Annotated in this window: 22 protein-coding genes and 1 riboswitch; of the genes, 7 read left to right on the top strand and 15 right to left on the bottom strand. The window is 59.8% G+C overall.

Annotated elements, in window-relative coordinates; translation table 11 throughout:
- Positions 1-4: 4 nt before the first annotated feature.
- The gene (locus tag AC2FLU_RS05470; protein WP_267363935.1) at positions 5-853 is read right to left on the bottom strand and encodes a peptidylprolyl isomerase; all 849 of its coding nucleotides are present in this window, start codon (positions 851-853) and stop codon (positions 5-7) included.
- A 177-nt stretch (positions 854-1,030) separates the two neighbouring features.
- On the opposite strand from AC2FLU_RS05470, the gene secA reads away from it, so the two are divergent.
- From secA to AC2FLU_RS05455, 3 genes are all read left to right on the top strand, one after another.
- On the top strand, positions 1,031-3,748 hold the full coding sequence (secA, locus tag AC2FLU_RS05465) for a preprotein translocase subunit SecA (RefSeq protein ID WP_496808950.1): 2,718 nt from the start codon (positions 1,031-1,033) through the stop codon (positions 3,746-3,748).
- Positions 3,749-3,848: 100 nt separating this feature from the next.
- The gene (locus tag AC2FLU_RS05460; protein WP_496808951.1) at positions 3,849-4,766 is read left to right on the top strand and encodes a hypothetical protein; all 918 of its coding nucleotides are present in this window, start codon (positions 3,849-3,851) and stop codon (positions 4,764-4,766) included.
- A gap of 24 nt (positions 4,767-4,790) precedes the next feature.
- Positions 4,791-6,347, top strand: a complete 1,557-nt coding sequence (locus AC2FLU_RS05455) for a phosphate ABC transporter substrate-binding/OmpA family protein (protein WP_496808952.1) — start codon at positions 4,791-4,793, stop codon at positions 6,345-6,347.
- Positions 6,348-6,350: 3 nt separating this feature from the next.
- Here AC2FLU_RS05455 and radC read toward each other — a convergent pair whose 3' ends face one another.
- From radC to dnaK, 13 genes are all read right to left on the bottom strand, one after another.
- Positions 6,351-7,106, bottom strand: a complete 756-nt coding sequence (radC, locus tag AC2FLU_RS05450; RefSeq protein ID WP_209506928.1) for a RadC family protein — start codon at positions 7,104-7,106, stop codon at positions 6,351-6,353.
- A gap of 35 nt (positions 7,107-7,141) precedes the next feature.
- Positions 7,142-7,876, bottom strand: coding sequence for an ABC transporter permease (locus AC2FLU_RS05445; protein WP_480518168.1), 735 nt, complete (start codon positions 7,874-7,876; stop codon positions 7,142-7,144).
- Entirely contained in the window at positions 7,873-8,601 is a 729-nt protein-coding gene (locus AC2FLU_RS05440; protein WP_480554331.1) for an ABC transporter ATP-binding protein, read from the bottom strand. The genes AC2FLU_RS05445 and AC2FLU_RS05440 overlap by 4 nt, the downstream gene beginning before the upstream one ends.
- Positions 8,598-9,272 carry a thiaminase II gene (tenA, locus tag AC2FLU_RS05435; RefSeq protein WP_480518170.1) on the bottom strand — a complete coding sequence of 225 codons (675 nt, stop codon included), beginning with the start codon at positions 9,270-9,272 and terminating at the stop codon, positions 8,598-8,600. Before tenA ends, AC2FLU_RS05440 begins: the two co-directional genes overlap by 4 nt.
- The gene (locus AC2FLU_RS05430) at positions 9,269-10,204 is read right to left on the bottom strand and encodes an ABC transporter substrate-binding protein (RefSeq protein WP_480474352.1); all 936 of its coding nucleotides are present in this window, start codon (positions 10,202-10,204) and stop codon (positions 9,269-9,271) included. Before AC2FLU_RS05430 ends, tenA begins: the two co-directional genes overlap by 4 nt.
- 18 nt (positions 10,205-10,222) lie before the next feature.
- Positions 10,223-11,188, bottom strand: a complete 966-nt coding sequence (locus tag AC2FLU_RS05425; RefSeq protein WP_496715473.1) for a ThiF family adenylyltransferase — start codon at positions 11,186-11,188, stop codon at positions 10,223-10,225.
- On the bottom strand, positions 11,185-11,781 hold the full coding sequence (locus AC2FLU_RS05420; RefSeq protein WP_480622651.1) for a thiamine phosphate synthase: 597 nt from the start codon (positions 11,779-11,781) through the stop codon (positions 11,185-11,187). The genes AC2FLU_RS05425 and AC2FLU_RS05420 overlap by 4 nt, the downstream gene beginning before the upstream one ends.
- On the bottom strand, positions 11,778-12,542 hold the full coding sequence (locus tag AC2FLU_RS05415) for a thiazole synthase (protein WP_480474355.1): 765 nt from the start codon (positions 12,540-12,542) through the stop codon (positions 11,778-11,780). The genes AC2FLU_RS05420 and AC2FLU_RS05415 overlap by 4 nt, the downstream gene beginning before the upstream one ends.
- A 2-nt stretch (positions 12,543-12,544) precedes the next feature.
- Entirely contained in the window at positions 12,545-12,739 is a 195-nt protein-coding gene (gene thiS, locus AC2FLU_RS05410; protein WP_480474356.1) for a sulfur carrier protein ThiS, read from the bottom strand.
- A complete protein-coding gene (gene thiO, locus AC2FLU_RS05405; RefSeq protein WP_496808953.1) occupies positions 12,723-13,700 on the bottom strand; it encodes a glycine oxidase ThiO in 978 nt (325 codons plus the stop codon). Before thiO ends, thiS begins: the two co-directional genes overlap by 17 nt.
- Positions 13,697-14,500, bottom strand: a complete 804-nt coding sequence (thiD, locus tag AC2FLU_RS05400; RefSeq protein ID WP_480518182.1) for a bifunctional hydroxymethylpyrimidine kinase/phosphomethylpyrimidine kinase — start codon at positions 14,498-14,500, stop codon at positions 13,697-13,699. Before thiD ends, thiO begins: the two co-directional genes overlap by 4 nt.
- 44 nt (positions 14,501-14,544) lie before the next feature.
- Positions 14,545-14,649: riboswitch (TPP riboswitch) on the bottom strand.
- A gap of 241 nt (positions 14,650-14,890) precedes the next feature.
- Positions 14,891-16,036 (bottom strand): molecular chaperone DnaJ, encoded by a 1,146-nt coding sequence (gene dnaJ, locus AC2FLU_RS05395; protein ID WP_480474359.1) that lies wholly within the window; start codon positions 16,034-16,036, stop codon positions 14,891-14,893.
- 74 nt (positions 16,037-16,110) lie between these two features.
- The gene (gene dnaK / locus AC2FLU_RS05390; RefSeq protein ID WP_480474360.1) at positions 16,111-18,018 is read right to left on the bottom strand and encodes a molecular chaperone DnaK; all 1,908 of its coding nucleotides are present in this window, start codon (positions 18,016-18,018) and stop codon (positions 16,111-16,113) included.
- Between the two features lie 212 nt (positions 18,019-18,230).
- Between dnaK and AC2FLU_RS05385 the strand changes: the two genes are divergently transcribed.
- A complete protein-coding gene (locus AC2FLU_RS05385) occupies positions 18,231-18,833 on the top strand; it encodes an alpha-ketoglutarate-dependent dioxygenase AlkB family protein (protein WP_480554325.1) in 603 nt (200 codons plus the stop codon).
- On the opposite strand, the gene AC2FLU_RS05380 is transcribed toward AC2FLU_RS05385, so the two are convergent.
- On the bottom strand, positions 18,830-19,654 hold the full coding sequence (locus tag AC2FLU_RS05380) for an ABC transporter permease (protein WP_480482477.1): 825 nt from the start codon (positions 19,652-19,654) through the stop codon (positions 18,830-18,832). The genes AC2FLU_RS05385 and AC2FLU_RS05380 overlap by 4 nt on opposite strands.
- Before the next feature lie 122 nt (positions 19,655-19,776).
- On the opposite strand from AC2FLU_RS05380, the gene cysQ reads away from it, so the two are divergent.
- The 3 genes from cysQ to galE all read left to right on the top strand — a co-directional run bounded on the left by cysQ (position 19,777) and on the right by galE (position 22,429).
- Complete coding sequence (gene cysQ / locus AC2FLU_RS05375) at positions 19,777-20,574, top strand: 3'(2'),5'-bisphosphate nucleotidase CysQ (protein ID WP_496808954.1); 798 nt, start codon at positions 19,777-19,779, stop codon at positions 20,572-20,574.
- Complete coding sequence (locus AC2FLU_RS05370) at positions 20,574-21,374, top strand: 3-deoxy-manno-octulosonate cytidylyltransferase family protein (protein ID WP_480518190.1); 801 nt, start codon at positions 20,574-20,576, stop codon at positions 21,372-21,374. The genes cysQ and AC2FLU_RS05370 overlap by 1 nt, the downstream gene beginning before the upstream one ends.
- A gap of 71 nt (positions 21,375-21,445) precedes the next feature.
- Positions 21,446-22,429: a UDP-glucose 4-epimerase GalE gene (gene galE / locus AC2FLU_RS05365; RefSeq protein ID WP_496808955.1), complete on the top strand. Its 984-nt coding sequence runs from the start codon at positions 21,446-21,448 to the stop codon at positions 22,427-22,429.

The raw sequence follows: 22,429 nt of genomic DNA, 5'->3' as shown, positions 1-22,429 counted from the left end.
GGGGTTACTCCTGAATCAGGTCCAGCTGGCGCAGGACTTCGGGTCCGGCACCTTCCAGAGCGGGGCGGTCGATCTGGGCCTGCTGTGTCAGTTCATCGATGCGCGCCTGAATGGCGTCCTGCTGAACGGTTTGTGCAAGCTCTTCGCGCACGGCGTCCAGCGCGGGCGCTTCGGTTTTGCGCTTGTCGTTCAGCTTGACCACATGCCAGCCAAACTGCGTCTGAACCGGATCGGACACCTGCCCTTTTTCAAGCGCGACCACGGCTGTTTCGAACTCCGGTACCATCTGGCCCTTGCCGAACCAGCCCAGCGCGCCGCCATTGGGACCGGACGGACCGGTGGAGTGCTCGCGCGCGAGCTCGGCGAAATCGGCGCCGTCATCAAGCTGCGCCTTAAGGTCGTTGGCCTGTTCTTCGGTCTCGACCAGAATGTGGCTGGCATCGAATTCGTCCTCACCCGCGAAATCGTTGTACTGCGCGTCGTAGGCTGCCTGAATGGCCTCGTCCGTGACAACCGTATCGGTCAGGGCTGTGACGGTCTGAACCGCCAGAAGTGAGCGTTCTTCATTTTTCAGCCGCAGCGTGTTCAGTTTGTTCAGCCCATCCTGCTGTTGCCCCAGCAGTTGCTGCTGGATCAGCTGTTCCAGTACGAAGTCGAACAATACATCATCTTCGGCCTGCTGGTATTGCGGCGGCAGGGCGGCAACGGTTGCGATCACGTGACCCAAAGTGATCTCATCCCCGTTCACACGCGCCACCACGGTGGATGCATCCGGCTGGGTTTCGGCGGCCAGCGGCAAGGCCATCATGGCGGTCAGAGCCAGCGATGGCAGAAAAGTGAGGCCTTTGGGCATTGAATCATCCTATTTCCTTGCCGCGGCAGGGCGCAGCGTTGACACTCTGGAACCTGCCGCTTACATCGCTTTGAAGCCTTGGACAGGGCCGCCTTTCACCCCCCGTATCTATGGGTTGCGCGCAAGGTGGGCAAGCCTGTCAAAAACCAAGACAAGAACAGATCCGCTGGAGTGAACATGCTGGGACTCGGAACGCTCGCCAAAAAGGTGTTCGGAACACCGAACGACCGCAAGATCAAGGCGACCCGCCCCCTGATCGAAAAGATCAACGCGCTGGAACCCGAGTTCGAGAAACTGTCCGATCAGGGCCTGATCGACAAGACAGAAGACCTGCGCAAACGCGCGCTGGATGGCGAAAGCCTTGACGATCTGCTGCCCGAAGCCTTTGCCAACGTGCGCGAAGGCGCCCGCCGCGCGCTGGGGCTGCGCGCCTTTGACGTGCAGCTGATGGGCGGTGTTTTCCTGCATCAGGGCAACATCTCGGAAATGAAGACGGGTGAGGGCAAGACACTGGTCGCGACCCTCCCCGCCTATCTGAACGCGCTGACCGGCAAGGGCGTGCATGTGGTCACGGTGAACGAATACCTGGCCAAGCGCGACGCGGAATGGATGGGCAAGGTGTTTGCTGCCGTAGGCATGACCACAGGCGTGATCTGGTCGGGCCAGCCTGACGCGGAAAAACTGGCCGCCTATTCCTGCGACATCACCTATGCCACCAACAACGAGCTGGGTTTTGACTATCTGCGCGACAACATGAAGGCCGATCTGGAGCAGGTTTACCAGAAACACCACAATTTCGCGATTGTGGACGAGGTCGATTCGATCCTGATCGACGAGGCGCGGACGCCGCTGATCATCTCGGGCCCGGCACAGGACCGCTCGGACCTGTATACCGCCATCGATGCGCTGATCCCGAGTCTGACCGACGAACACTACACGTTGGACGAAAAGGCCCGCAACGTGACCTTCACGGATGAGGGCAACGAGTTTCTGGAGCAGCAGCTGTTGGCTGCCGGCCTGATTCCTGAAGGCCATTCGCTGTATGACCCGGAAAGCACGACCGTGGTGCATCACGTGAATCAGGGTCTGCGCGCGCACAAGCTGTTCCAGCGCGACAAGGATTACATCGTGCGCGACGGCAATGTCGTTCTGATCGACGAATTCACGGGCCGCATGATGCCGGGCCGCCGCCTGTCCGAGGGCCTGCATCAGGCCATCGAAGCCAAGGAAAACGTGCAGATTCAGCCTGAGAACGTGACGCTGGCCAGTGTGACCTTCCAGAACTATTTCCGCCTTTACGACAAGCTGGGCGGCATGACCGGGACCGCCCTGACCGAGGCCGAGGAATTTGCCGAGATTTACGGCCTGGGCGTGGTCGAAGTTCCGACCAACAAGCCGATTGCCCGTGTGGACGAGGATGATCAGGTCTATCGCACCGCCATGGAAAAATATGGCGCGATGATCGAAGAGACCAAATTGGCGCAGGAAAAGGGCCAGCCGGTTCTGCTGGGCACGACCTCGATCGAGAAATCGGAACTGCTGAGCCAGATGCTGACCAAGGAAGGCATCGCCCATAACGTTCTGAACGCCCGCCAGCACGAGCAGGAGGCGCAGATTGTCGCCGATGCCGGCCGTCTGGGCGCGGTAACCATCGCCACCAACATGGCCGGTCGCGGTACCGACATTCAGCTGGGCGGCAATGTCGAGATGAAGGTGCTGCAAGCGATTGCGGACAACCCCGAGGCTGATCCGTCGGAGCTGCGCGCCGCAGAAGAGGCGCGCCACGCGGAAGAAAAAGAAAAGGTTCTGGCCGCAGGGGGCCTTTATGTGATGGCGTCCGAACGCCATGAAAGCCGCCGCATCGACAACCAGCTGCGCGGCCGTTCGGGCCGTCAGGGCGATCCGGGCCGTACCGTGTTCTACCTGAGCCTTGAAGACGACCTGATGCGTATCTTTGGCTCGGAACGGCTGGACAAGGTGCTGACCACGCTGGGCATGAAAGAAGGCGAGGCGATCATTCACCCGTGGGTGAACAAGTCGCTGGAACGCGCGCAGTCCAAGGTCGAGGGCCGCAACTTCGACATGCGCAAGAACGTTCTGAAATTCGATGACGTGATGAACGATCAGCGCAAGGTGATCTTTAGCCAGCGCCGCGAGATCATGTCGGCCAATGACCTGTCCGAGATCGTCTCGGATATGCGCGAGCAGGTGATCGACGATCTCATTGACGAATACATGCCGCCGAAATCCTATGCGGATCAGTGGGATACAGACGGTCTGCATGCGGCGATCAAGGACAAGCTGACCATCGACGCCCCGGTTCAGGACTGGGCTGCCGAAGAAGGCGTGGATGACGAGCAAGTGCGGGAGCGCTTGGTTAAGGCCGCAGATGAGATGATGGCCCAGAAGGCGGTTGCCTTTGGTCCCGAAAACATGCGCAACATCGAAAAGCAGGTGCTGTTGCAGACCATCGATGCCAAATGGCGCGAGCATCTGCTGACGCTGGAACACTTGCGCTCGGTCGTGGGTTTCCGCGGCTATGCCCAGCGCGATCCGCTGAACGAATACAAAAACGAAAGCTTCCAGCTGTTCGAAACCATGCTGGACGGTTTGCGGGAAACCGTGACACAGCAATTGTCGCGCGTGCGGCCACTGACCGAAGAAGAGCAGAGGGAAATGCTGGCGCAGATGGCGGCGCAACAGGCGCAGGCACAGCAGGCTGTGGACAAGGCCGCAAGCCAGGCCGAGGCCAAGGCCGAAGCGGCGGCGTCAGGCGATGCCCTGCCGGGGTTTGACGAGAGTGATCCGTCGACCTGGGGTAACCCGTCGCGAAACGACCTGTGCCCCTGCGGATCCGGCAAGAAGTTCAAACACTGCCACGGCAGATTGACCTGACGTTAACACCCTTTAATCACAATGAGTCCGTCTCGCGGCCACAAATTGGCCGCGATTGGTGGCGAGAGTGCAAGCTGCTCCTTCAACTGGGGAGGGTGTCTTGTTTGTAGTTCGCAACTACGTAACCATGTGCGGAACGGTCGCTTGTGCCCTGGGCATAGGCTATCTGATGCAGAACGGACCGGCTGCGCAGCAGAACCGCGCGCAGGGCGGTGTCGATGTGGCCTCTGTTGCCGATCAGTCTTCGATTCTGTCGGGGCTGGACAGTATCGTTCTGACTTCGGCCACCGTATCAGATGCCGATCCGGTCACTGTTACACCGGCACCCCGCGCTGTACCCACTGCCCCCAAGACATCGAACTGCCGGATCAGCGCGCACGCAAACGCAGCACCCGGTGCCTTGGCACACCTGTCGCTGAAAGCGCCGTGCCACAAGAACGAGCGGATTGAAATTCACCATAGCGGCCTGACTGTTAGCCAGATGACGGATGCCACCGGCGCGCTGGACATGGCGATCCCGGCCCTTTCGGAATACGCGATCTTCCTGTTTTCCTTCGAAGATGAAACAGGCACCGTCGCCACCACTCACGTTCCCGAAATCGCCGGTTTTGATCGTGTTGTCTTGCAATGGCAGGGTGATACCGAGCTGCAGATTCATGCGTTGGAATTTGGTGCCAGCTATGGCGCGGATGGCCATGTCTGGGATGACGCATCTGCCGAAGGCGCCGGTAAGGTTATGCGTCTGGGTCAGTCCGGTTCCGGTATGACGCAGAATATCGAAGTGTATTCTTTCCCGGCCAGTACTTCGGATCAATCCGGCACGATTGACCTGACCGTCGAGGCCGAAGTGACCGATGCAAATTGCGGCCACACGCTGAACGTGCAGTCGCTGGAGTTGTTGTCGGACCGCCGCCTGCGGTCGCGCGACATGTCCGTGACTCTGCCGGATTGTTCGCGCGCAGGCGAGTTTCTGGTGTTGAATAATCTGCTCTCAGACCTGACAATCGCGGCAAAGTAATCCGCAGGCAGGCTTGAACCTCTTATGACATTTTTCCGTGTGGCGGTGGCTGCGCTGTTTTCCGTGACGGCGGCGACCGGTGCTTTTGGGCAGGACATCACACTGACCTCGCATGATGGCAAGGTCGAAGTGACCGGCAATCTGCTGAGCTTTGACGGTGAGTTCTATCGCGTCGATACGCAATTCGGGACGTTGACCGTGGATGGTTCGGGCGTCACATGCGAGGGGCCCGCCTGCCCCAACCTGATCGATTTCGTCGCCGAGGTGCAGTTTTCCGGATCATCGGTGATGGCCGAAACGGTGCTGCCCGCCCTGATCATCGGCTTTGCTCGTCAGGAAGACCTGACCGCGACCCCCGCCCGCGTGGATGAGGACACCTTTGTTTACGAGCTGCATCAGGCAGGCCGGGCGGCGCCGCTGGCACGGTTTTTCTTTGACGTGGGCACCACGGATCGCGGGTTCAGCGACCTGATCGCAGACCGGGCGGATATCGTGATGGCCCTGCGCGAGATGCGCGAGGCCGAGCGGGAGGCTGCCGAAGCTGCGGGGTTGGGTGATCTGAAACGCTCGCGGCGATCACGGGTCATTGCACTGGATGCCATGGTCCCGGTCGTGGCCCCCGACAGCGTGATGCGACAGGTTTCGCTGGCGGATCTGGCCCGCATTCTGTCCGGCGAGGTCAGCAACTGGGCGCAGCTGGGTGGGCCGGATGCCCCTATTGCACTGCATGTGCCAGAGGCCGGGTCGGGTCTGGCGCAGGCGGTCGAGGATCAGGTTCTGAAAACCGCCGGTGTGGTGCTGACCGATACGGCGATCCGCCACAATCGCATACATGACCTGACCGCGGCTGTGGCTAAGGATCCGTTTTCCATCGGTATCGCCAGCAAGGCATCGGCCCATGGCACCCGCGCTGTGCCTTTGACTGGCGGGTGCGGGCATCCTCTGGCCGCGACCCGCCAGTCAATCAAGACCGAAGATTACCCGCTGAATATGCCCATGTTCCTGTATCTGCCGGAACGCCGCCTGCCCCGGATTGCGCGACAGTTTCTGGCCTATAGCCAAAGCCCCGAGGCACAGGTGGCGATACGTGACGCAGGATATGTGGATCAATCTGCTGAAACCCTGCCGGTTGGCGTGCAGGGGGACCGGCTTGCCAATGCGGTCGTCACCGGCGGAACTGAGGTCGGACTGGAGGAGTTGCAGCGCATGATCGAAACCTTGCGCCCGCTGTCGCGCCTGTCCCTGTCGGTCCGGTTCGAACCCGGATCGTCCCGCCCGGACGCGCAGTCGCGCGCCAATATTCAGCAACTGGCGCAAATGCTGGACGCGGGTACGTTGCAGGCGCGCAAGGTGGTGTTTGCAGGCTTCAGCGATGGGGACGGGGGTGCCGTTTCAAATGCCCGCATCGCCCTACGGCGCGCGCAAACCGTGCGAAACGCGGTTATCGCCGCGCTTGAAGCCCCGATCCCTGATAGTATCACGGTCACCGCCGAAGGATTTGGTGAAGCGATGCCCATGGCCTGCGATGACACCGAATGGGGCCGCAAGGTCAACCGGCGGGTCGAGATTTGGGTGCAGTAGCCGCTAGAGATACCCTTCGGAACGAAAGCTGAGCTCGGTCGATTTGCCGATGATCAGGTGGTCATGCAGGGTCAGCCCCAGGGCGGAGCAGGCATCCTGAATGCGGTTGGTCATGTCGATATCTGACTGTGACGGCGTTGGGTCGCCCGAAGGATGGTTGTGCACCAATATCAGGGCCGAGGCATTCAGTTCCAACGCCCGTTTCGCCACTTCGCGCGGATAGACCGGCACGTGATCCACGGTGCCTTTGGCCTGTTCCTCATCCGCGATCAGGACGTTCTTGCGATCCAGATAGAAAACGCGAAATTGCTCGGTCTCGCGATGCGCCATTGTCGTGTGGCAATAATCCAGCAGCGCGTCCCAGCTGGATATTACGTGTCGTTGCATCACCCGCGCCCGTGCCATCCGATGCGCGCAGGCTTCGAGGATTTTCAGATCGGTGATGACCGTATCACCAACGCCCTTGATCTGCCGCAGCCGTTCTTCGGGTGCTGTCAACACACGGTTGAAATCGCCAAAGGCATTCATCAATGCCCGCGCCAATGGTTTCACATCCTGCCGAGGGATGGACCGGAACAAAACCAGTTCCAGCAACTCATAATCCGGGATCGCTGCGGATCCGCCCGCCATGAACCGTTCGCGCAGCCGCTTGCGATGGTCTTTGATGTAGGAGGGTAACCGACCATTCGGCAGCGGCTGCGCTGGCGCTTCGTCCGTATCAAACAGCATGGGGGCTTCGGCAAAGGCGTCCTGTGTCATGCGTTTACCCTGACGCAGAATCACTTTCCGAAAGGTTAATGAGCCTCTCCTGCCATACGCGCGGTGGCGCGGCGGACAATCATGTGCAGAAGGATCGAAAATACGCCCAGCGTCAGCATCGCCGCAAACATCAGGTCCGTCTTGGCACGGCCATTGGCCAGCAGCATCAGATATCCCAGACCTTGCGATGAACCGACCCATTCACCGATCACGGCACCGATCGGCGCATACACCGCCGCCAGCCGCATCCCCGAGGCCAGAGACGGCAACGCCGCAGGGATACGGATGTGCCACAACACAGTGCGCTTGCTGGCCTGCATCGTGCGTGCAAGGTCCAGATACCCCTGCGGTGTCCGCATCAAACCGTCAAAAAAGGACGACGTGATCGGGAAATAGATGATCAGGACCGCCATCGCGACCTTGGACAACAGGCCATAACCCAGCCACAGGGTCAGCAACGGGGCCAGTGCAAAGACCGGCAGGGCCTGCGTGAACACCAGCATTGGCTGCACCAAAACTCGTGCGACGCGGGAATTGGCCAGCTGCAATGCAGTGACAACGCCAAGCAGCGTGCCGCAGGCAAGGCCGATAATGACCTCAATGGCTGTGATCCAGGTGTGTTCGGCAATCAGCCAGCGGTTCTGCCACCAGGTCTCGGCAACCACCACGGGGCCGGGCAGGATGAACTTTGGCAATCCGGTCAGGGTCACGATCCCCTGCCAGATGGCAATGGCAAACAGGGTTGCTGCCAGAACAGAGAGGGACTTCATACCCCGCCCTCCCGCAGCAGCCGCAAAAGCGCGCCTTGTGTTTCCAGCGTCTGCAGATCGTCCACGCTGCGCGGGGCTGGAGCAACCGGCGGATCGCACGGCGTCAGCCCGTGCTGTGTCATGACGACGATGGATTGCCCCAGACGCGCGGCCTCGCCCGGATCGTGGGTTACCAGAAGGACAGTGCGGCCCCGCAGCGCCTCGGCGGCCAGATCCTGCATATCGGCACGGGTTCGGGCATCAAGGGCTGAAAAGGGTTCATCCAGCAACACAATCGGCCGGTCTTCCATCAAGGTGCGGGCCAGTGCCACGCGCTGACGCTGCCCGCCCGAAAGCTCGGGCGGTTTCTTGGTCATATGGTCCTGCAACCGCATCCGTTCGATCAGGCGGTCACGCCGGTCAACGTCAACTTTCTCGCCCCGCAGCCGCGCGCCCAGTGAGACGTTTTGCGCAACACTCGCCCAAGGCAGCAACAGGTCGTCCTGCGCCATATAAGCAACCCGGTCTGAAACCGACTGGCCATCGCTGGCGGTGATCCGGCCCGTGAATTCAGCCCCGGTTTCCAGCCCGGCAATCAACCGCAAAACCGTGGTTTTGCCAACACCCGATCCACCCAACAGACAGGTCCACGCCCCTGCGTCAAGCGTCAGGGTCAGCGGCGCGAACAGAGTCGCGCCATCGATCATGGCTGTGCCGCTGATGGTCAGATCGGGCGCCGGGGTCATGGGGTCAGACCCATCTGCCAGAAATTGACTTCCAACTCCGTGGCCGTGCGGAACGTCCTGCACAGACGATCCCAGCGAGGCGACGTTTGGAAATCCGCCCCAATCCGCCTTGTTAGAGCCGAATCCAGCAATTCGCCCACGGCGGTGCAGGCGCTCTGGTAGCCCTCGTCCGCGTAGGTATCGATCCAGCCACGGTAGGTCGTTGATGTTGCCTCCTCAGCCAGGCGGGTGCCTATCTCACCATATCCCATGACGCAGGGTGCAAGTGCTGCCAGAAGATCCAGCAGATCACCGCTATAGCCCGCCTCGAGAACAAAGCGGGTATAGGCCAGATTCTCGGGCCGTTCCGGCGTTGCAAACAGATCGGACTGCGAAATGCCTTCTGCTTCGCAAATACCGATATGCAGCTTCATCTCTTCGCTGATCAGGCCGTTCACGGTACGCGACGCTGCCAGCATTTCAGCATGTGTTTCCGATTTCACCACGGCCAGCGCCCAGGCGCGCGCAAAATGGATCAGGAACACGTAATCCTGACGCAGATAGTGCAGGAACGCCGGGCGTGGCAGGGTGCCGTCTTTCAGGGCTTCGACAAAAGCGTGGCGGGTGTAATCCCGCCACGGCCCCTGCGCCGCATCGCGCATCAGCGCAAAGGCTTTGCCATAATCGCTCATTGCGCGGTTACGTCGATGGCAATGTCACTGACGGGCAGGACGGTGTCGATCATGCCGCTGTCGTTCAGGAATGCCTCGAACCGGGCATAACGGCCAGCGTCAAACCCGGCGGGACGCAGGGCAAAGCGCGGCAGCGTGTCGACCCATGCGCGTGCATTCAGCTCGTCCTGCAGTTCGGGTGAAGTGGCTGAGAAGACCTCCCAGCTTTTTTCCGGGTTGTTGACGATGTACTGAGTCGCTTTTTCGGTCGCGGCCAGGAAACGGGCGATCTTGTCTTTGTCCATCGTATCGGGGTTGGCGACATAGATCAGTTCGTCATAAGACGGCACGCCTTCTTCCTCGATATAGAAACAGGTGCCGGGGCGGCCTTCGATATCCATCTGGTTCAGCTCGAAGTTGCGATAGGCACCAATCACCGCATCCACCTGACCGGTCATCAGCGAGGGTGAGAGCGAGAAATTCACGTTGATCATCTCAACATCATCCAGCGCGACGTCGTATTTGCCAAGCACGGTGCTGAGGATGGCCTCTTCCACACCGGCGACGGAAAAGCCGATTTTCTTGCCTTTGAGGTCAGCGGGCGATTTGATCGGCCCGTCTTTCAGAACCAGCAGGCAGTTCAGGGGCGTCGCGACGAGCGTGCCGACCCGTTTCAGTGGCAGCCCTTCGTGGATCTGCAAATGCAGTTGCGGTTGATAGGATACCGCCAGATCCGCCTGACCGGCAGCCACCAGACGCGGCGGTGCGGATGGGTCGGCGGGGGCAACGACTTCGACCTGCAACCCCTGTTCGGCGAAATAGCCGTTTTCCTGCGCCACGATGATGGGCCCGTGGTCAGGGTTGATAAACCAGTCCAGAAGGACGGTCATTTTGTCTTCGGCCCAGGCTGGCGCGGCGGCCAGAAGGGCAAGGGCTGTCATCAGCTTTTTCATATCACACGTTTCCTTTTCTCAGGAGGCTGAGGCCGCGACGAGCACAATCTCGCCCGGCCAAATCGGTTGGATTTTCTCGGCAGCGCGCCATGCGCGCAGCCCGGTGGCACAGCAAAGGGCGAGGCGTTGCCCCTTGTTTGGGTCTATTTTTTGTATTTCTTCGGGTGAAATGCGCGTTGCATTCGGGTGAGCCGGAACCGGAGCTTCGTTCGGGTCACGCAGTTCGATAATCTGGTCTGTCTCCCTCAACTGACTGGCGGAGAGAAAGCGGAAACAGCTTGACGGTTCCGGCGCGTCATCAAAACGAAACCCGGTGCTGCGCAGGGTTCGCGCATCATATTGCACCATCTGCCCTAGGGGTGATGGGTCAAGCCGCAAGATCAGGCTCAGCGCCATCTGCGCCTGAATGGACCCGATCACACCGACAACGGGACCCAGAACACCCGCCGTGGCGCAGCTTGCGCCACTTTCCGGTGCGTCGGGGAAAACGGCACGCAGAGAAGGCGCACCGCCGCAAAAGCCGCCCACATATCCTGAAAGCCCCAGCACCGAGGCGCTGATCAGTGGCTTGCCTTGTGCCAGACAAGTATCCGACAGCATATAACTGACCGCATAGCTGTCGGCACAATCCAGGATAATATCCGCCTGCGACACCAGATTGGGCGCATTTTCCCCTGTTAGAGCCTGTTTCTTGGCAATCACATCGATTTCGGCATTCAACGCACGGCATCGGTCAGCGGCGCGTTCAGCCTTTGACTGCCCGCAATCTTCTTCTGAAAACAACGTTTGGCGATGCAGATTCGACAGATCAATGATATCACCATCTACAATCGTGATATGCCCCACTCCGGCTCCGGCCAATAGCGGCAGAAGCGGCGCGGCCAGACCACCTGCGCCGACCACCAAAACACGGGCCGCAGTCAGGCGGCCCTGTCCTTCGATCCCAACCTCGGGCAGCAGCGTTTGGCGGACATACCGGCTCATCTCCTGACCTCGATCCAAGCACGCACCCGCGCTTCGGGGTCGGTGTTCAGCGTGATGTCCGTGACGGCCGAGACAATGTCGGCCCCCGCTGCCAGCACCCCTGCTGCGCGCTCGACGCTCATGCCGCCAATACCGACCAGAGGAATGTCCCCAACCCGCGCCTTCCATTCGGTCACGCGGGGCAGGCCCTGCTGATGCCATTTCATCTTTTTCAGGATGGTCGGATAGACCGGGCCCAGCGCCACGTAATCAGGATCCATGGCCAGAACCCGCTCAAGCTCATCATCGTCATGAGTGGAAACACCCAGCTTTAGACCCGCTTTTCGGATGGATTTCAGGTCTGCGTCATCCAGATCCTCTTGCCCCAGATGAACCCAGTCACAACCCAGATCGATGGCCTGCTGCCAGTAATCGTTGATCACCAGAACCGCCCCATAGTCGCGGCACAGATCGCGCGAGGTGGCAATCTGATCGCGCACCACCTCATCCGGCTGATCCTTGATACGCAACTGCACCAGTTTGACACCCAGGGGCAGCATCCGCCGCAGCCAATCCGCGTGATCAAAGATCGGATAGAAACGGTCCAACGTCATGACAGGAAGGCCTTTCCAACAACAGGGGTCGAAGGCTCGGCCATATCACGCGCCTCGATTGGGTCTGCCTGATGGGCCAGTTGTCCGGCATGGATTGCCTGCGCCATCGCCTTGGCCATCAGAACGGGATCACCGGCACGGGCCACAGCTGTGTTCAGCAGAACGGCATCATAGCCCAGTTCCATCGCGTGGGCCGCGTGGCTGGGCAGGCCGATCCCGGCATCCACCACCAGCGGCGTGTCGGGGAACTCGGCCCGCATCGACCGCAGGGCGTATTCGTTGTTCAGCCCACGCCCAGACCCGATAGGCGCGCCCCACGGCATCAGCACTTCGCACCCCGCTTCCAGCAGGCGTTCGCCCACGATCAGATCATCGGTGGTGTAGGGAAACACCTCAAACCCGTCTTCGGTCAGGATTCGCGCAGCCTCGACCAGCTGGAACACATCCGGCTGCAAACTGTCGGTGTGGCCAATCAGTTCCAGCTTGATCCATTTGGTGTCAAACACTTCGCGCGCCATATGGGCTGTGGTCACCGCCTCTTTCACCGTATGACAGCCAGCCGTATTTGGCAGGATCAGAACACCCAGCTCACGGATCATCTGCCAGAATGTCTGCCCCGCGCCGGATTCCCGCCGCAGCGATACCGTTGCAACCGCCGCACCGCTTTCGCGAAAGGCCTGTTCCAGAATGGCGGGGCTGGGATATTGGGCGGTGCCCAGCATCAGCGGGTTCGGCAACTCGATGCCGTAGAACGTTCTCATCCTCAGCCCCCCTGCATCGGCGCGACAACTTCGATCCGGTCGCCATCGGTCAGTTTGTGCGCAATGCGCAGGCTTGACGGCACGAAATCTTCGTTCACTGCGGTGGCCACACGGCCCGAGAAGCCGCATTCCAGCAACAGATCCGACAGGGTTTCAGCGCGCACGTCCCGCGTCTCGCCGTTAAGCACGATCTTCATCGACCATCTCCGAATGTGTGTTGTCCAATGCCAGATCAGCGACACCCCGCGCCAATGCAGGGGCCAGCAGATAGCCATGGCGATACAGCCCATTGGCATAGATTGTCCGACCCAAGCGCCGGATACGCGGCAGGTTGTCCGGAAAAGCGGGGCGCAGGTCGACACCGATCTCCAGCACCTCGGCCTCGCCAAAGGCCGGGTTCACGGCATAGGCCGCGCTGAGCAGTTCCAGCATCGAGCGGGCGGTGATGCGGCTGCTGTCCTCGGATTCGATCATGGTTGCACCCAGCATGTAGACGCCGTCCCCGCGCGGAACGATGTAGAGCGGCATCCGCGGATGCAACAGCCGCACCGGGCGCGAAACGTTCACATCGGGGCAGCGGAGAACCAGCATTTCACCCTTCACGCCGCGTAGGTCATGCAGATATTCGCGCGCGTGCAGGCCCCGGCAGTCAATGGCGTTGTCCAGTTGCGCCGGAGCCAGCTTTCGGTGGAATTCCACGCCTGCGCCTTGCAGGTGACGATGCAGATCGCGCAATGCCTGGCGAGGATCAAGGTGCGCTTCGTTTTCAAAATACAGAGCTTTGCTAAACTTGCTCAGATCAGGCTCTAATTTGATTATTTTCGCGCGATCAAACTCGCTGAACCCTTCGGTCCTGCGTGCAAACCGACGCAGGTCGGGCAGGTCACGTGCGTTGGCAACAACAAGGGTTCCACTTCTGTTTACCTGCGTTCGCTGCACCCACCATTCGATGGCTTCCTGCCCCAGCCGCAGAACCGGTTCTTCCGCATTTTCATATTCACACCAAGGCGCCAGCATCCCACCGGCCCACCAGGAACACCCATGCGGGCCGGGCGGGCCGCCCGGATCAAAAACCTGCACCCTTGCGCCGCGTGACACAAGCTCACTGGCCACGGCCAGACCCGCAACGCCTGCACCTATGACCGACCAGAGCGTCACGCGGGCCAGATCCGATGGAAGTGGTGCACAGGGCCGTGCCCGGCACCAATCTTCAGCTCATCCGCCCGCGCGATGGCCCCTTGGAGATAATCATGCGCCTGCGCGACCGCATCCCTCAGCGGCAGGCCCCTGGCCAGTCCGGCGGCGATCGATGACGACAGGGTGCATCCGGTTCCGTGGGTGTTCTTCGTGTTCTGACGCGGGGCCTGAAACGCGGCCACGATACCTGAGGGGTCGACCAGCAGATCGTGGCAGACATCGCCGGACCCATGCCCGCCCTTCATCAAAACCGCACCTGCGCCCAGATCACACAGGGCCTGGCCTTGTGCGGCCATCTCGTCCGGTGATTGCGCCGGTGTCGCATCCAGCAAACACGCCGCTTCGGGCAGATTGGGTGTCAGCACAGTCGCTGCTGGCACCATCACTTCGCGCAGCGTCCGGACCGCTTCCTGCGCCAGCAAGGCATCTCCGGATTTTGCGATCATGACGGGATCAAGAATTATGGGGCCCTTGAACGTTTCCAGACCTCGAGCCACTGCGTGAATGATCTCTGGCGTGGCAAGCATACCGATCTTAATGGCCTTCACGTCCAGATCACTCAGCACCGCGTCGATTTGAGCAGCAATGACATCCAGAGGAACCCCATGCACCGCAGTGACGGCTTGCGTGTTCTGCGCTGTAATGGCGGTAATGACGCTTGCGCCGAATACACCCAACGCGGACATCGCTTTCAGATCGGCCTGAATCCCGGCGCCTCCGCCACTGTCAGACCCAGCAATGGTCAGGGCAATTGCCGCCATTTCGTCGCTCCATCTTTTTTGGGCAACGAGGTAAGGAAAACGTCTGTGTTCATAAGACCGTTCCCTACGCCGGAATTGCCCGGATCAGGTTCGATGGGTTAGCGCGGCTGCGCCTCTCAGCCCTGATACGGGCACCCCAACGGTTGTCGTGGACAATTTCAGGGTCGACGGTCGGAATCAAGACCCAATTTGGCAAATGCATTGCCACTTTTGGTCATCTGATAAGGCCAATTGAGTGTCTTTAGGGAGTGTTTTGCGAGGCTCTGCCTCGCGCTCCGGGATATTTAGAGCCAGATGAATAACGGATCCCTGCTTCATCTGGCTGGAAATATCCCGGGGGAGGCGCCCGGAACGGGCGGCGGGGGCAGAGCCCCCGGGTAACCCTGGTTGTCAGCTTTTCATACCGTCCCAGAAGGATTTGACGGATGAGAAAAAGCTTTTTGATTCCGGGTGGTTGTCTTCGCCCAGGTCATCAAACTCGCGCAGAAGTTCTTTCTGGCGGGTGGTCAAGTTGACCGGGGTTTCAACCGCCAGTTCGATGAACATGTCGCCAACACCGCCGCCGCGCAATGCGGGCATGCCTTTGCCGCGAAGACGCATTTGCCGACCCGACTGGCTGCCAGCCGGGATCTGCACCCGCCCACGCCCGCCATCGATTGTCGGAACCTCGATCGATCCGCCCAGCGCGGCCTTGGCCATGCTGACCGGTACACGGCAATAAAGGTTTACGCTGTCGCGTTCGAACAACTTGTGATCAGACACTTCCACAAAGATGTAGAGGTCGCCCGGAGGGCCACCACGCATTCCGGCCTCGCCTTCACCCGCCAGTCGAATACGGGTGCCGGTTTCGACACCGGCAGGGATGTTGACCGACAAAGCGCGATCTTTTTCGACGCGGCCTGCACCCTTACAGGATTTGCAGGGGTTCTTGATGATCTGACCCAGACCCGAACAGGTGGGGCAAGTTCGTTCGACCGTAAAGAAGCCCTGTTGCGCCCGCACCTTACCCATACCGGAACAGGTGGGGCAGGTTGTCGGCTCGACCCCGCCTTCTGCACCGGTTCCTTCGCAGGAGGAACAAGCCACGGCTGTAGGTACATTGATGGTTTTCTGCTGGCCCGAGAACGCCTCTTCCAGCGATACACGCAGGTTATAGCGCAGGTCCGAGCCGCGCGCGGCGCGTCGGCCGCCACCACCACGTTGCCCGCCCATGAAATCGCCGAACAGGTCGTCGAATACATCCGAGAACGCGCTGGAGAAATCGCCCTGCCCAAAGCCGCCGCCAGGCCGACCACCGCCGCCCATGCCGTTTTCAAATGCGGCATGGCCAAAGCGATCATAGGCCGCCTTTTTATCGGCATCGCGCAGCACGTCATAAGCCTCGTTGGCTTCCTTGAACTGCGCCTCGGCATCCGGGTTGTCCTTGTTGCGGTCCGGATGCAACTCTTTGGCTTTCGTGCGAAAACCTTTCTTGATCTCATCCGCCGAAGCGCCCTTGGACACACCGAGCACTTCGTAATAGTCGCGTTTTGACATCAGTATTTCCTTCTGCCTCAACGTAAATAGGCCGGCCCGGCATCCGGACCGGCCCACATTGGCCCGGTTACCCGTTAGTTACGCTTTTCGTCGTCCAGATCTTCAAACTCGGCATCGACGATATCGTCATCACCATGTGCGGCATCCGCTGCGACAGGCTCGTCCTCGGCCTCTTCGGACTGCGCCTTGTAGATGGCCTCACCCAGCTTCATCGCTGCTTCGGTGACATTCTGGATGCCAGACTTGATCTTGTCGGCATTGTTGGTTTCCAGCTCGTCCTTGAGTGCGGCGATGGCCAGTTCGATGGCTTCGATCGTGGTCGGGTCGACTTTGTCGGCATGCTCTTCCATCGACTTTTCGGTCGAGTGGATGAGGCTTTCCGCCTGGTTCTTGGCGTCGACTAGCTCGCGGCGTTCCTTGTCGGCTTCCGCGTTCTCTTCGGCGTCCTTTACCATCTTTTCGATGTCTTCGTCGGACAGACCGCCCGATGCCTGGATGGTGATCTTCTGTTCTTTGCCGGTGCCTTTGTCCTTGGCCGAAACCGAGACAATGCCGTTGGCGTCGATGTCGAAGGTCACCTCGATCTGGGGCATGCCGCGCGGTGCGGGCGGGATGTCTTCGAGGTTGAACTGACCCAGGATCTTGTTGTCCGCAGCCATTTCACGTTCGCCCTGGAACACGCGGATGGTCACGGCGTTCTGGTTGTCCTCGGCAGTCGAGAAGACCTGAGACTTTTTCGTCGGGATCGTGGTGTTGCGGTCGATCAGGCGAGTGAACACGCCACCCAGCGTCTCGATGCCCAGCGACAGCGGGGTCACGTCCAGCAGAACCACGTCCTTGACGTCGCCCTGAAGAACACCGGCCTGAATGGCGGCGCCCATGGCAACCACTTCGTCCGGGTTCACACCCTTGTGCGGCTCTTTGCCGAAGAACTTGGTGACTTCTTCGATCACTTTCGGCATCCGGGTCATACCACCGACCAGAACAACTTCGTCCACGTCAGCAGCCGACAGACCGGCGTCTTTCAGAGCAGCCTGGCACGGTTTCATCGACTTCTTGATCAGGTCGCCGACCAGAGATTCCAGCTTGGCACGGGTCAGTTTCATGACCATGTGCAGCGGCTGACCGTTCGAACCCATCGAGATGAACGGCTGGTTGATTTCGGTCTGCGAGGTCGAGCTGAGTTCGATCTTGGCTTTTTCCGCGGCTTCTTTCAGACGCTGAAGGGCCATCTTGTCAGCAGACAGATCGACACCGTGTTCCTTTTTGAACTCATCCGCCAGGTAGTTGACGATGCGCATGTCAAAGTCTTCACCACCCAGGAAGGTGTCACCGTTGGTCGATTTGACTTCGAACAGGCCGTCGTCGATTTCCAGAATGGTCACGTCGAAGGTACCGCCACCAAGGTCATAAACCGCGATGGTTTGGGTTTCCTGCTTGTCCAGACCGTAGGCCAGCGCGGCAGCTGTCGGTTCGTTGATGATCCGCAGCACTTCCAGACCGGCGATTTTACCGGCGTCTTTGGTGGCCTGACGCTGTGCGTCGTTGAAGTATGCCGGAACGGTGATGACCGCCTGCGTGACTTCCTCACCCAGATAGCTTTCCGCGGTTTCCTTCATCTTACCCAGAGTGAAGGCCGAAATCTGGCTTGGGGAGTATTTTTCACCGCGGGCCTGAACCCATGCGTCGCCATTGCCACCATCAACGATGGTATAAGGCACCATTTTCTTGTCTTTTTCGACTTCGGCATCATCCACACGACGACCGATCAGACGCTTGACGCCAAAGATCGTGTTGTCGGGGTTGGTGACCGCCTGACGCTTTGCAGGCTGACCGACCAGTCGCTCATCTTCAGTGAAGGCGACGATCGAGGGCGTGGTCCGCGCCCCTTCGGCGTTTTCGATAACCTTCGGCTGCGAACCGTCCATGATGGCCACGCACGAGTTTGTGGTCCCGAGGTCAATCCCGATTACTTTTCCCATTTTTGCAATCCCTTTCTCTTCAAGGCGATGTCTCGACGACAGGACCCGTTACGGCATCCCGCCCCCGATCTGATGTGCGCGACAGCACTACCATCGCGCGTCCCGGCGTATATAAGGGCGAGACCTGAGGCCTGCAAGCACCGTAGAACGCAGGTTTTAGGGATTCTGATCCCTTTTTTGGCAAGGAATTGGAAAGGATTGGGGTTTCCGGAATGGCGCGATTGGTTTTGCGGGGGTTCGATATCAGGAAAGGTTATCTTGATCCTGCGGCCCAGTCGCGGGTGATCGCGGATTTGCGCCCGATTCTGAAAGCTGCGCCCCTGTTCCGGCCAGTTACCCCCTCGGGCAAGGAGATGTCGGTTCGGATGACCTCGGCAGGCGATCTGGGTTGGGTGACCGACAAGGCGGGGTACCGGTATCAAGATCAGCACCCCAAAGGTGGTGACTGGCCGGAAATCCCCGCCGCCATTCTGGATATCTGGCGCGATCTGGTCAGCACCGAGCGAGCGCCCGATTGCTGTTTGATCAACTACTACGGGGAAGGCGCAAAAATGGGCCTGCACCAGGACAAGGACGAGGCAGATTTTTCATGGCCCGTCCTGTCGGTTTCGCTGGGCGACGATGCCTTGTTTCGGATTGGCAGCACGACGCGCGGCGGCAAGACCGAGTCGATCTGGCTGAGCTCGGGGGATGTGGTCGTCATGGGCGGTCCGGCGCGGCTGGCATATCACGGCGTGGATCGGATCAGGTTCGGATCCTCGCGCCTGTTGCCCAAAGGCGGGCGCATAAATCTTACGCTGCGGGTGGCGCGTTAGCGGCGTGCATTCCAGCTTTTTGAGACGTGCTGACGGGTAAAGAATTCACCCATAAGACCGATCATCAACAGGGCGATTCCAACCCAGGCCGCGTATTCCCAGCTGGTGTTTCTTGGATAATAGTTGCGGAACACGAACCCGCGGGTCTGGTCGATGATATGAAACAGCGGGTTCCAGGCAAACATCATCAACAGCCCGCCACCCAATGCGTTCGCAATGAACATCTTACCGGAAAACACCATGTTCAGACGGCGATATATATTGGTTAGCATCGAAACGGTCGTCGGGGCCCACGGTTTCAACGCCATAAACACAAGCCCCACCGCGCAGCCGGTAAACCAGGCCAGCACCAGCATTGCGAAGGCGCCGCCGGGGTTCTGCACCTCAAGCGGAGCAACCGCGACACTGTAGACGAACAGGATGATGAACATGGCCAGCAGGAACTTATAGAAAGTGCTGAAGGCCGCCGCGAGAATCGTGACCATCACGTTCATCGGCGAATGCAGCATCATCGGGTTATTGGAGGATCCAACCCCGGAAATCGCGCCGATCGATTGTATGTGCAACATGAACGGGAACACACCCGACAGGACATACAGCAGAAATTCGCCCCTGATCCTGGCGACCCCGCCCCGGCCCATCAGCGACATCAGTAGATAGAAGGTGACCATCATCACCAGCAATTGCACAACGTTGAGCATAATCGCGATCACCGCATTCGGATGCTGCGCGCGCACGTTCCGGACCACCGCGTGGAACACCAGTTCCGCAGTCGTCAGTGCACCGCCCAGCAGCGTTTGATTGCGCTTGTAATAGAACACTTAAAGGGTCTTTCCTGCCTCGTCGTCCCTAACCTGGCATGAATATCTTGCCGTTCGGTAACCGTCGCATCATAAGTCGGTCACGAGTTTGGATCAACAAACCACAGGAACGGAGCATTTTTGTGACCTACGACGCGCTTATTCCCGTCATCCGGCGTCTGGCCCTTGAGGCTGGCGACAGGATCATGGAAATCTATGAGGCAGACGATTTCGACGTCAAAGTCAAATCAGACTCCAGCCCTGTGACCGAAGCGGATGAGGCAGCCGATGCGCTGATTTCAGCCGGGTTGCGTCAGGCGTTCCCCGATATCCTGCTGATCACCGAGGAACAGGCCGCCTCGCATTCCGAAAAAGGGGATACCTTTCTGATTGTCGATCCGCTGGATGGCACCAAGGAATTCATCAACCGCCGTGGCGATTTCACCGTCAACATCGCGCTGGTCGAGGACGGAACGCCGACACGGGGTGTGGTTTACGCCCCGGCGCGGGGCCGCATGTTCTATACGCAGGCAGATGGTCAGGCGGTCGAGGAAACAGGCGCGTTTGACAAGGATGCACCCGGCACCTTGACACCAATATCAGTTTCTAACCCGGACAATTCCGCGCTTTTGGTCGTGGCTTCAAAGTCGCACAGGGATCAGGCCACCGAGGATTACATCAACAAGTATCAGGTCAAGGACAGCAAAAGCGCGGGATCGTCTCTCAAGTTCTGTCTGGTTGCGACGGGCGAGGCGGATCTTTATCCGCGGGTCGGGCGCACGATGGAGTGGGACACGGCGGCAGGGCACGCGGTACTGGCCGGGGCCGGAGGCCGGGTTGTGCGGTTTGACGATCACGCGCCGCTTCTCTATGGCAAAGAGGGCTATGCGAACCCGTTTTTTATCGCGTACGCTCCGGGTGTTAAGCTGAAGGAGGCCTGATGTCAGTTCTGATCGCCATCCCCGCCCGCTATGCCTCGACCCGCTATCCGGGCAAGCCTTTGGTGCCGCTGACCGGCGCGACCGGCGTTTCGATGACACTGATCGAACGGTCCTGGCGAGCAGCCACTTCTGTCGCGGGCGTGGACCGGGTTGTGGTCGCAACCGATGATGACCGCATCCGCGAGCTGTCCGAAGGCTTTGGTGCCGAGGTGGTGATGACCTCGGAAAACTGCCAGAACGGCACCGAACGCTGCGCTGAGGCGCACAAGGTTCTGGGCAGCGGATATGACATCGTGGTCAACCTTCAGGGCGATGCACCCCTGACACCGCATTGGTTTGTCGAGGATCTGATCGCAGGGCTGCGCGCGGCACCCGATGCTGGCGTGGCCACACCGGTCCTGCGTTGCGACGGGGATGCTTTGAACAGCCTGCTGAACGACCGCAAACATGGCCGCGTTGGCGGAACAACCGCCGTGTTCGGGCGCGACAACAGCGCGATGTATTTCTCGAAAGAGGTCGTGCCTTTCACCTCGGAGACCTATGGCGGGGATGAACCCACACCGGTGTTTCACCATGTTGGCGTCTATGCCTATCGACCTGATGCGTTGGCGGCCTATCCGGGCTGGCCAACGGGCCCTCTGGAAAAGCTGGAAGGTCTGGAACAGCTTAGGTTCATGGAAAATGGTCGCAAGGTTCTGTGCGTCGAGGTTGACGCCAAGGGCCGTCAGTTCTGGGAGCTGAACAACCCGCAGGACGTGCCCAAGATCGAAGAGATGATGGCTGCGATGGGGCTGGAATAGCCGGTTTTGCCCATGACGCCCCGCGGTTCCCATATCTCGATGACAGGCAATCTGGATCCAAAGGACGTTTCATGAAACCAATCCTCGTGACCGGTGGTGCCGGATATATCGGGTCGCATGCCTGCAAGGCGCTTGCGCAGGCGGGCTATGTTCCCGTGGCCTATGACAATCTGGTCACCGGCTGGCAGGATGCAGTGAAATACGGTCCGTTTGAACAGGGCGACCTGTTGGACCGGGCACGCCTGGACGAGGTATTTACCAAGCATAAGCCGGTTGCGGTGATGCATTTTGCGGCGCTCAGCCAGGTGGGCGACGCGATGCGGCAGCCCGGGTTGTACTGGTCGAACAATGTCACCGGATCGTTGACGCTGATCGAGGCTGCGGTTGCGGCGGGCTGTCTGGATTTCGTGTTCTCGTCCACATGCGCCACTTACGGCGAGCATGACAATGTGGTGCTGGACGAGGCAACCGCCCAACACCCGCTGAACGCCTATGGTGCATCGAAGCGCGCAATCGAGGATATCCTGAGGGACTTCGAAGCGGCCCATGGGCTGCGCCATGTCATTTTCCGGTATTTCAACGTTGCTGGCGCCGATCCCGAGGGCGAAGTGGGCGAGTTTCACCGGCCTGAAACCCATCTGATCCCCCTGATGCTGGATGCGATTGAAGGCAAGCGCGAGGGTTTGACCGTTTTTGGCACCGATTACGATACGCCCGACGGCACATGTATCCGCGACTACGTCCATGTCTGTGATCTGGTCGACGCGCATGTTCTGGGGCTGGGTTGGCTGGAGCAGGGTAAAGAAAGCCGTGTTTTCAATCTGGGCACCGGCTCGGGGTTTTCCGTGCTTGAGGTGATCGAGCATTCCAAGTCCGTCACCAACCGCCCGGTGCCGTATTCGGTCGGTGCCCGTCGGGCGGGCGATTGCACCAAGCTGGTTTCCGGCTCTGTCCGCGCCCAAACCGAACTGGGATGGAAGCCGAAAAGGTCAACGTTAGAGACAATGATTGCGGATGCCTGGCGCTGGCATCAGAACGGCCACTACGAGAAATGA

The organism is Ruegeria sp. SAZD013 (assembly GCF_059612525.1).
The sequence above is the reverse complement of the archived record's forward strand: the minus strand, read 5'-3'. Positions and strand labels throughout refer to the sequence as shown.

Excerpts from the sequence above, each read along its gene's own strand:
- dnaJ (WP_480474359.1), bottom strand. The coding sequence starts at position 16,036 with ATGTCAAAACGCGACTATTACGAAGTGCTCGGTGTGTCCAAGGGCGCT.
- AC2FLU_RS05470 (WP_267363935.1), bottom strand. The coding sequence starts at position 853 with ATGCCCAAAGGCCTCACTTTTCTGCCATCGCTGGCTCTGACCGCCATG.
- AC2FLU_RS05385 (WP_480554325.1), top strand. The coding sequence starts at position 18,231 with ATGGCGCGATTGGTTTTGCGGGGGTTCGATATCAGGAAAGGTTATCTT.
- thiD (WP_480518182.1), bottom strand. The coding sequence starts at position 14,500 with ATGGCGGCAATTGCCCTGACCATTGCTGGGTCTGACAGTGGCGGAGGC.
- AC2FLU_RS05415 (WP_480474355.1), bottom strand. The coding sequence starts at position 12,542 with ATGAGAACGTTCTACGGCATCGAGTTGCCGAACCCGCTGATGCTGGGC.
- galE (WP_496808955.1), top strand. The coding sequence starts at position 21,446 with ATGAAACCAATCCTCGTGACCGGTGGTGCCGGATATATCGGGTCGCAT.
- radC (WP_209506928.1), bottom strand. The coding sequence starts at position 7,106 with ATGACACAGGACGCCTTTGCCGAAGCCCCCATGCTGTTTGATACGGAC.
- AC2FLU_RS05370 (WP_480518190.1), top strand. The coding sequence starts at position 20,574 with ATGTCAGTTCTGATCGCCATCCCCGCCCGCTATGCCTCGACCCGCTAT.
- AC2FLU_RS05420 (WP_480622651.1), bottom strand. The coding sequence starts at position 11,781 with ATGACGTTGGACCGTTTCTATCCGATCTTTGATCACGCGGATTGGCTG.
- thiS (WP_480474356.1), bottom strand. The coding sequence starts at position 12,739 with ATGAAGATCGTGCTTAACGGCGAGACGCGGGACGTGCGCGCTGAAACC.
- AC2FLU_RS05445 (WP_480518168.1), bottom strand. The coding sequence starts at position 7,876 with ATGAAGTCCCTCTCTGTTCTGGCAGCAACCCTGTTTGCCATTGCCATC.
- secA (WP_496808950.1), top strand. The coding sequence starts at position 1,031 with ATGCTGGGACTCGGAACGCTCGCCAAAAAGGTGTTCGGAACACCGAAC.
- AC2FLU_RS05425 (WP_496715473.1), bottom strand. The coding sequence starts at position 11,188 with ATGAGCCGGTATGTCCGCCAAACGCTGCTGCCCGAGGTTGGGATCGAA.
- AC2FLU_RS05430 (WP_480474352.1), bottom strand. The coding sequence starts at position 10,204 with ATGAAAAAGCTGATGACAGCCCTTGCCCTTCTGGCCGCCGCGCCAGCC.
- AC2FLU_RS05440 (WP_480554331.1), bottom strand. The coding sequence starts at position 8,601 with ATGACCCCGGCGCCCGATCTGACCATCAGCGGCACAGCCATGATCGAT.
- dnaK (WP_480474360.1), bottom strand. The coding sequence starts at position 18,018 with ATGGGAAAAGTAATCGGGATTGACCTCGGGACCACAAACTCGTGCGTG.
- AC2FLU_RS05455 (WP_496808952.1), top strand. The coding sequence starts at position 4,791 with ATGACATTTTTCCGTGTGGCGGTGGCTGCGCTGTTTTCCGTGACGGCG.
- tenA (WP_480518170.1), bottom strand. The coding sequence starts at position 9,272 with ATGAGCGATTATGGCAAAGCCTTTGCGCTGATGCGCGATGCGGCGCAG.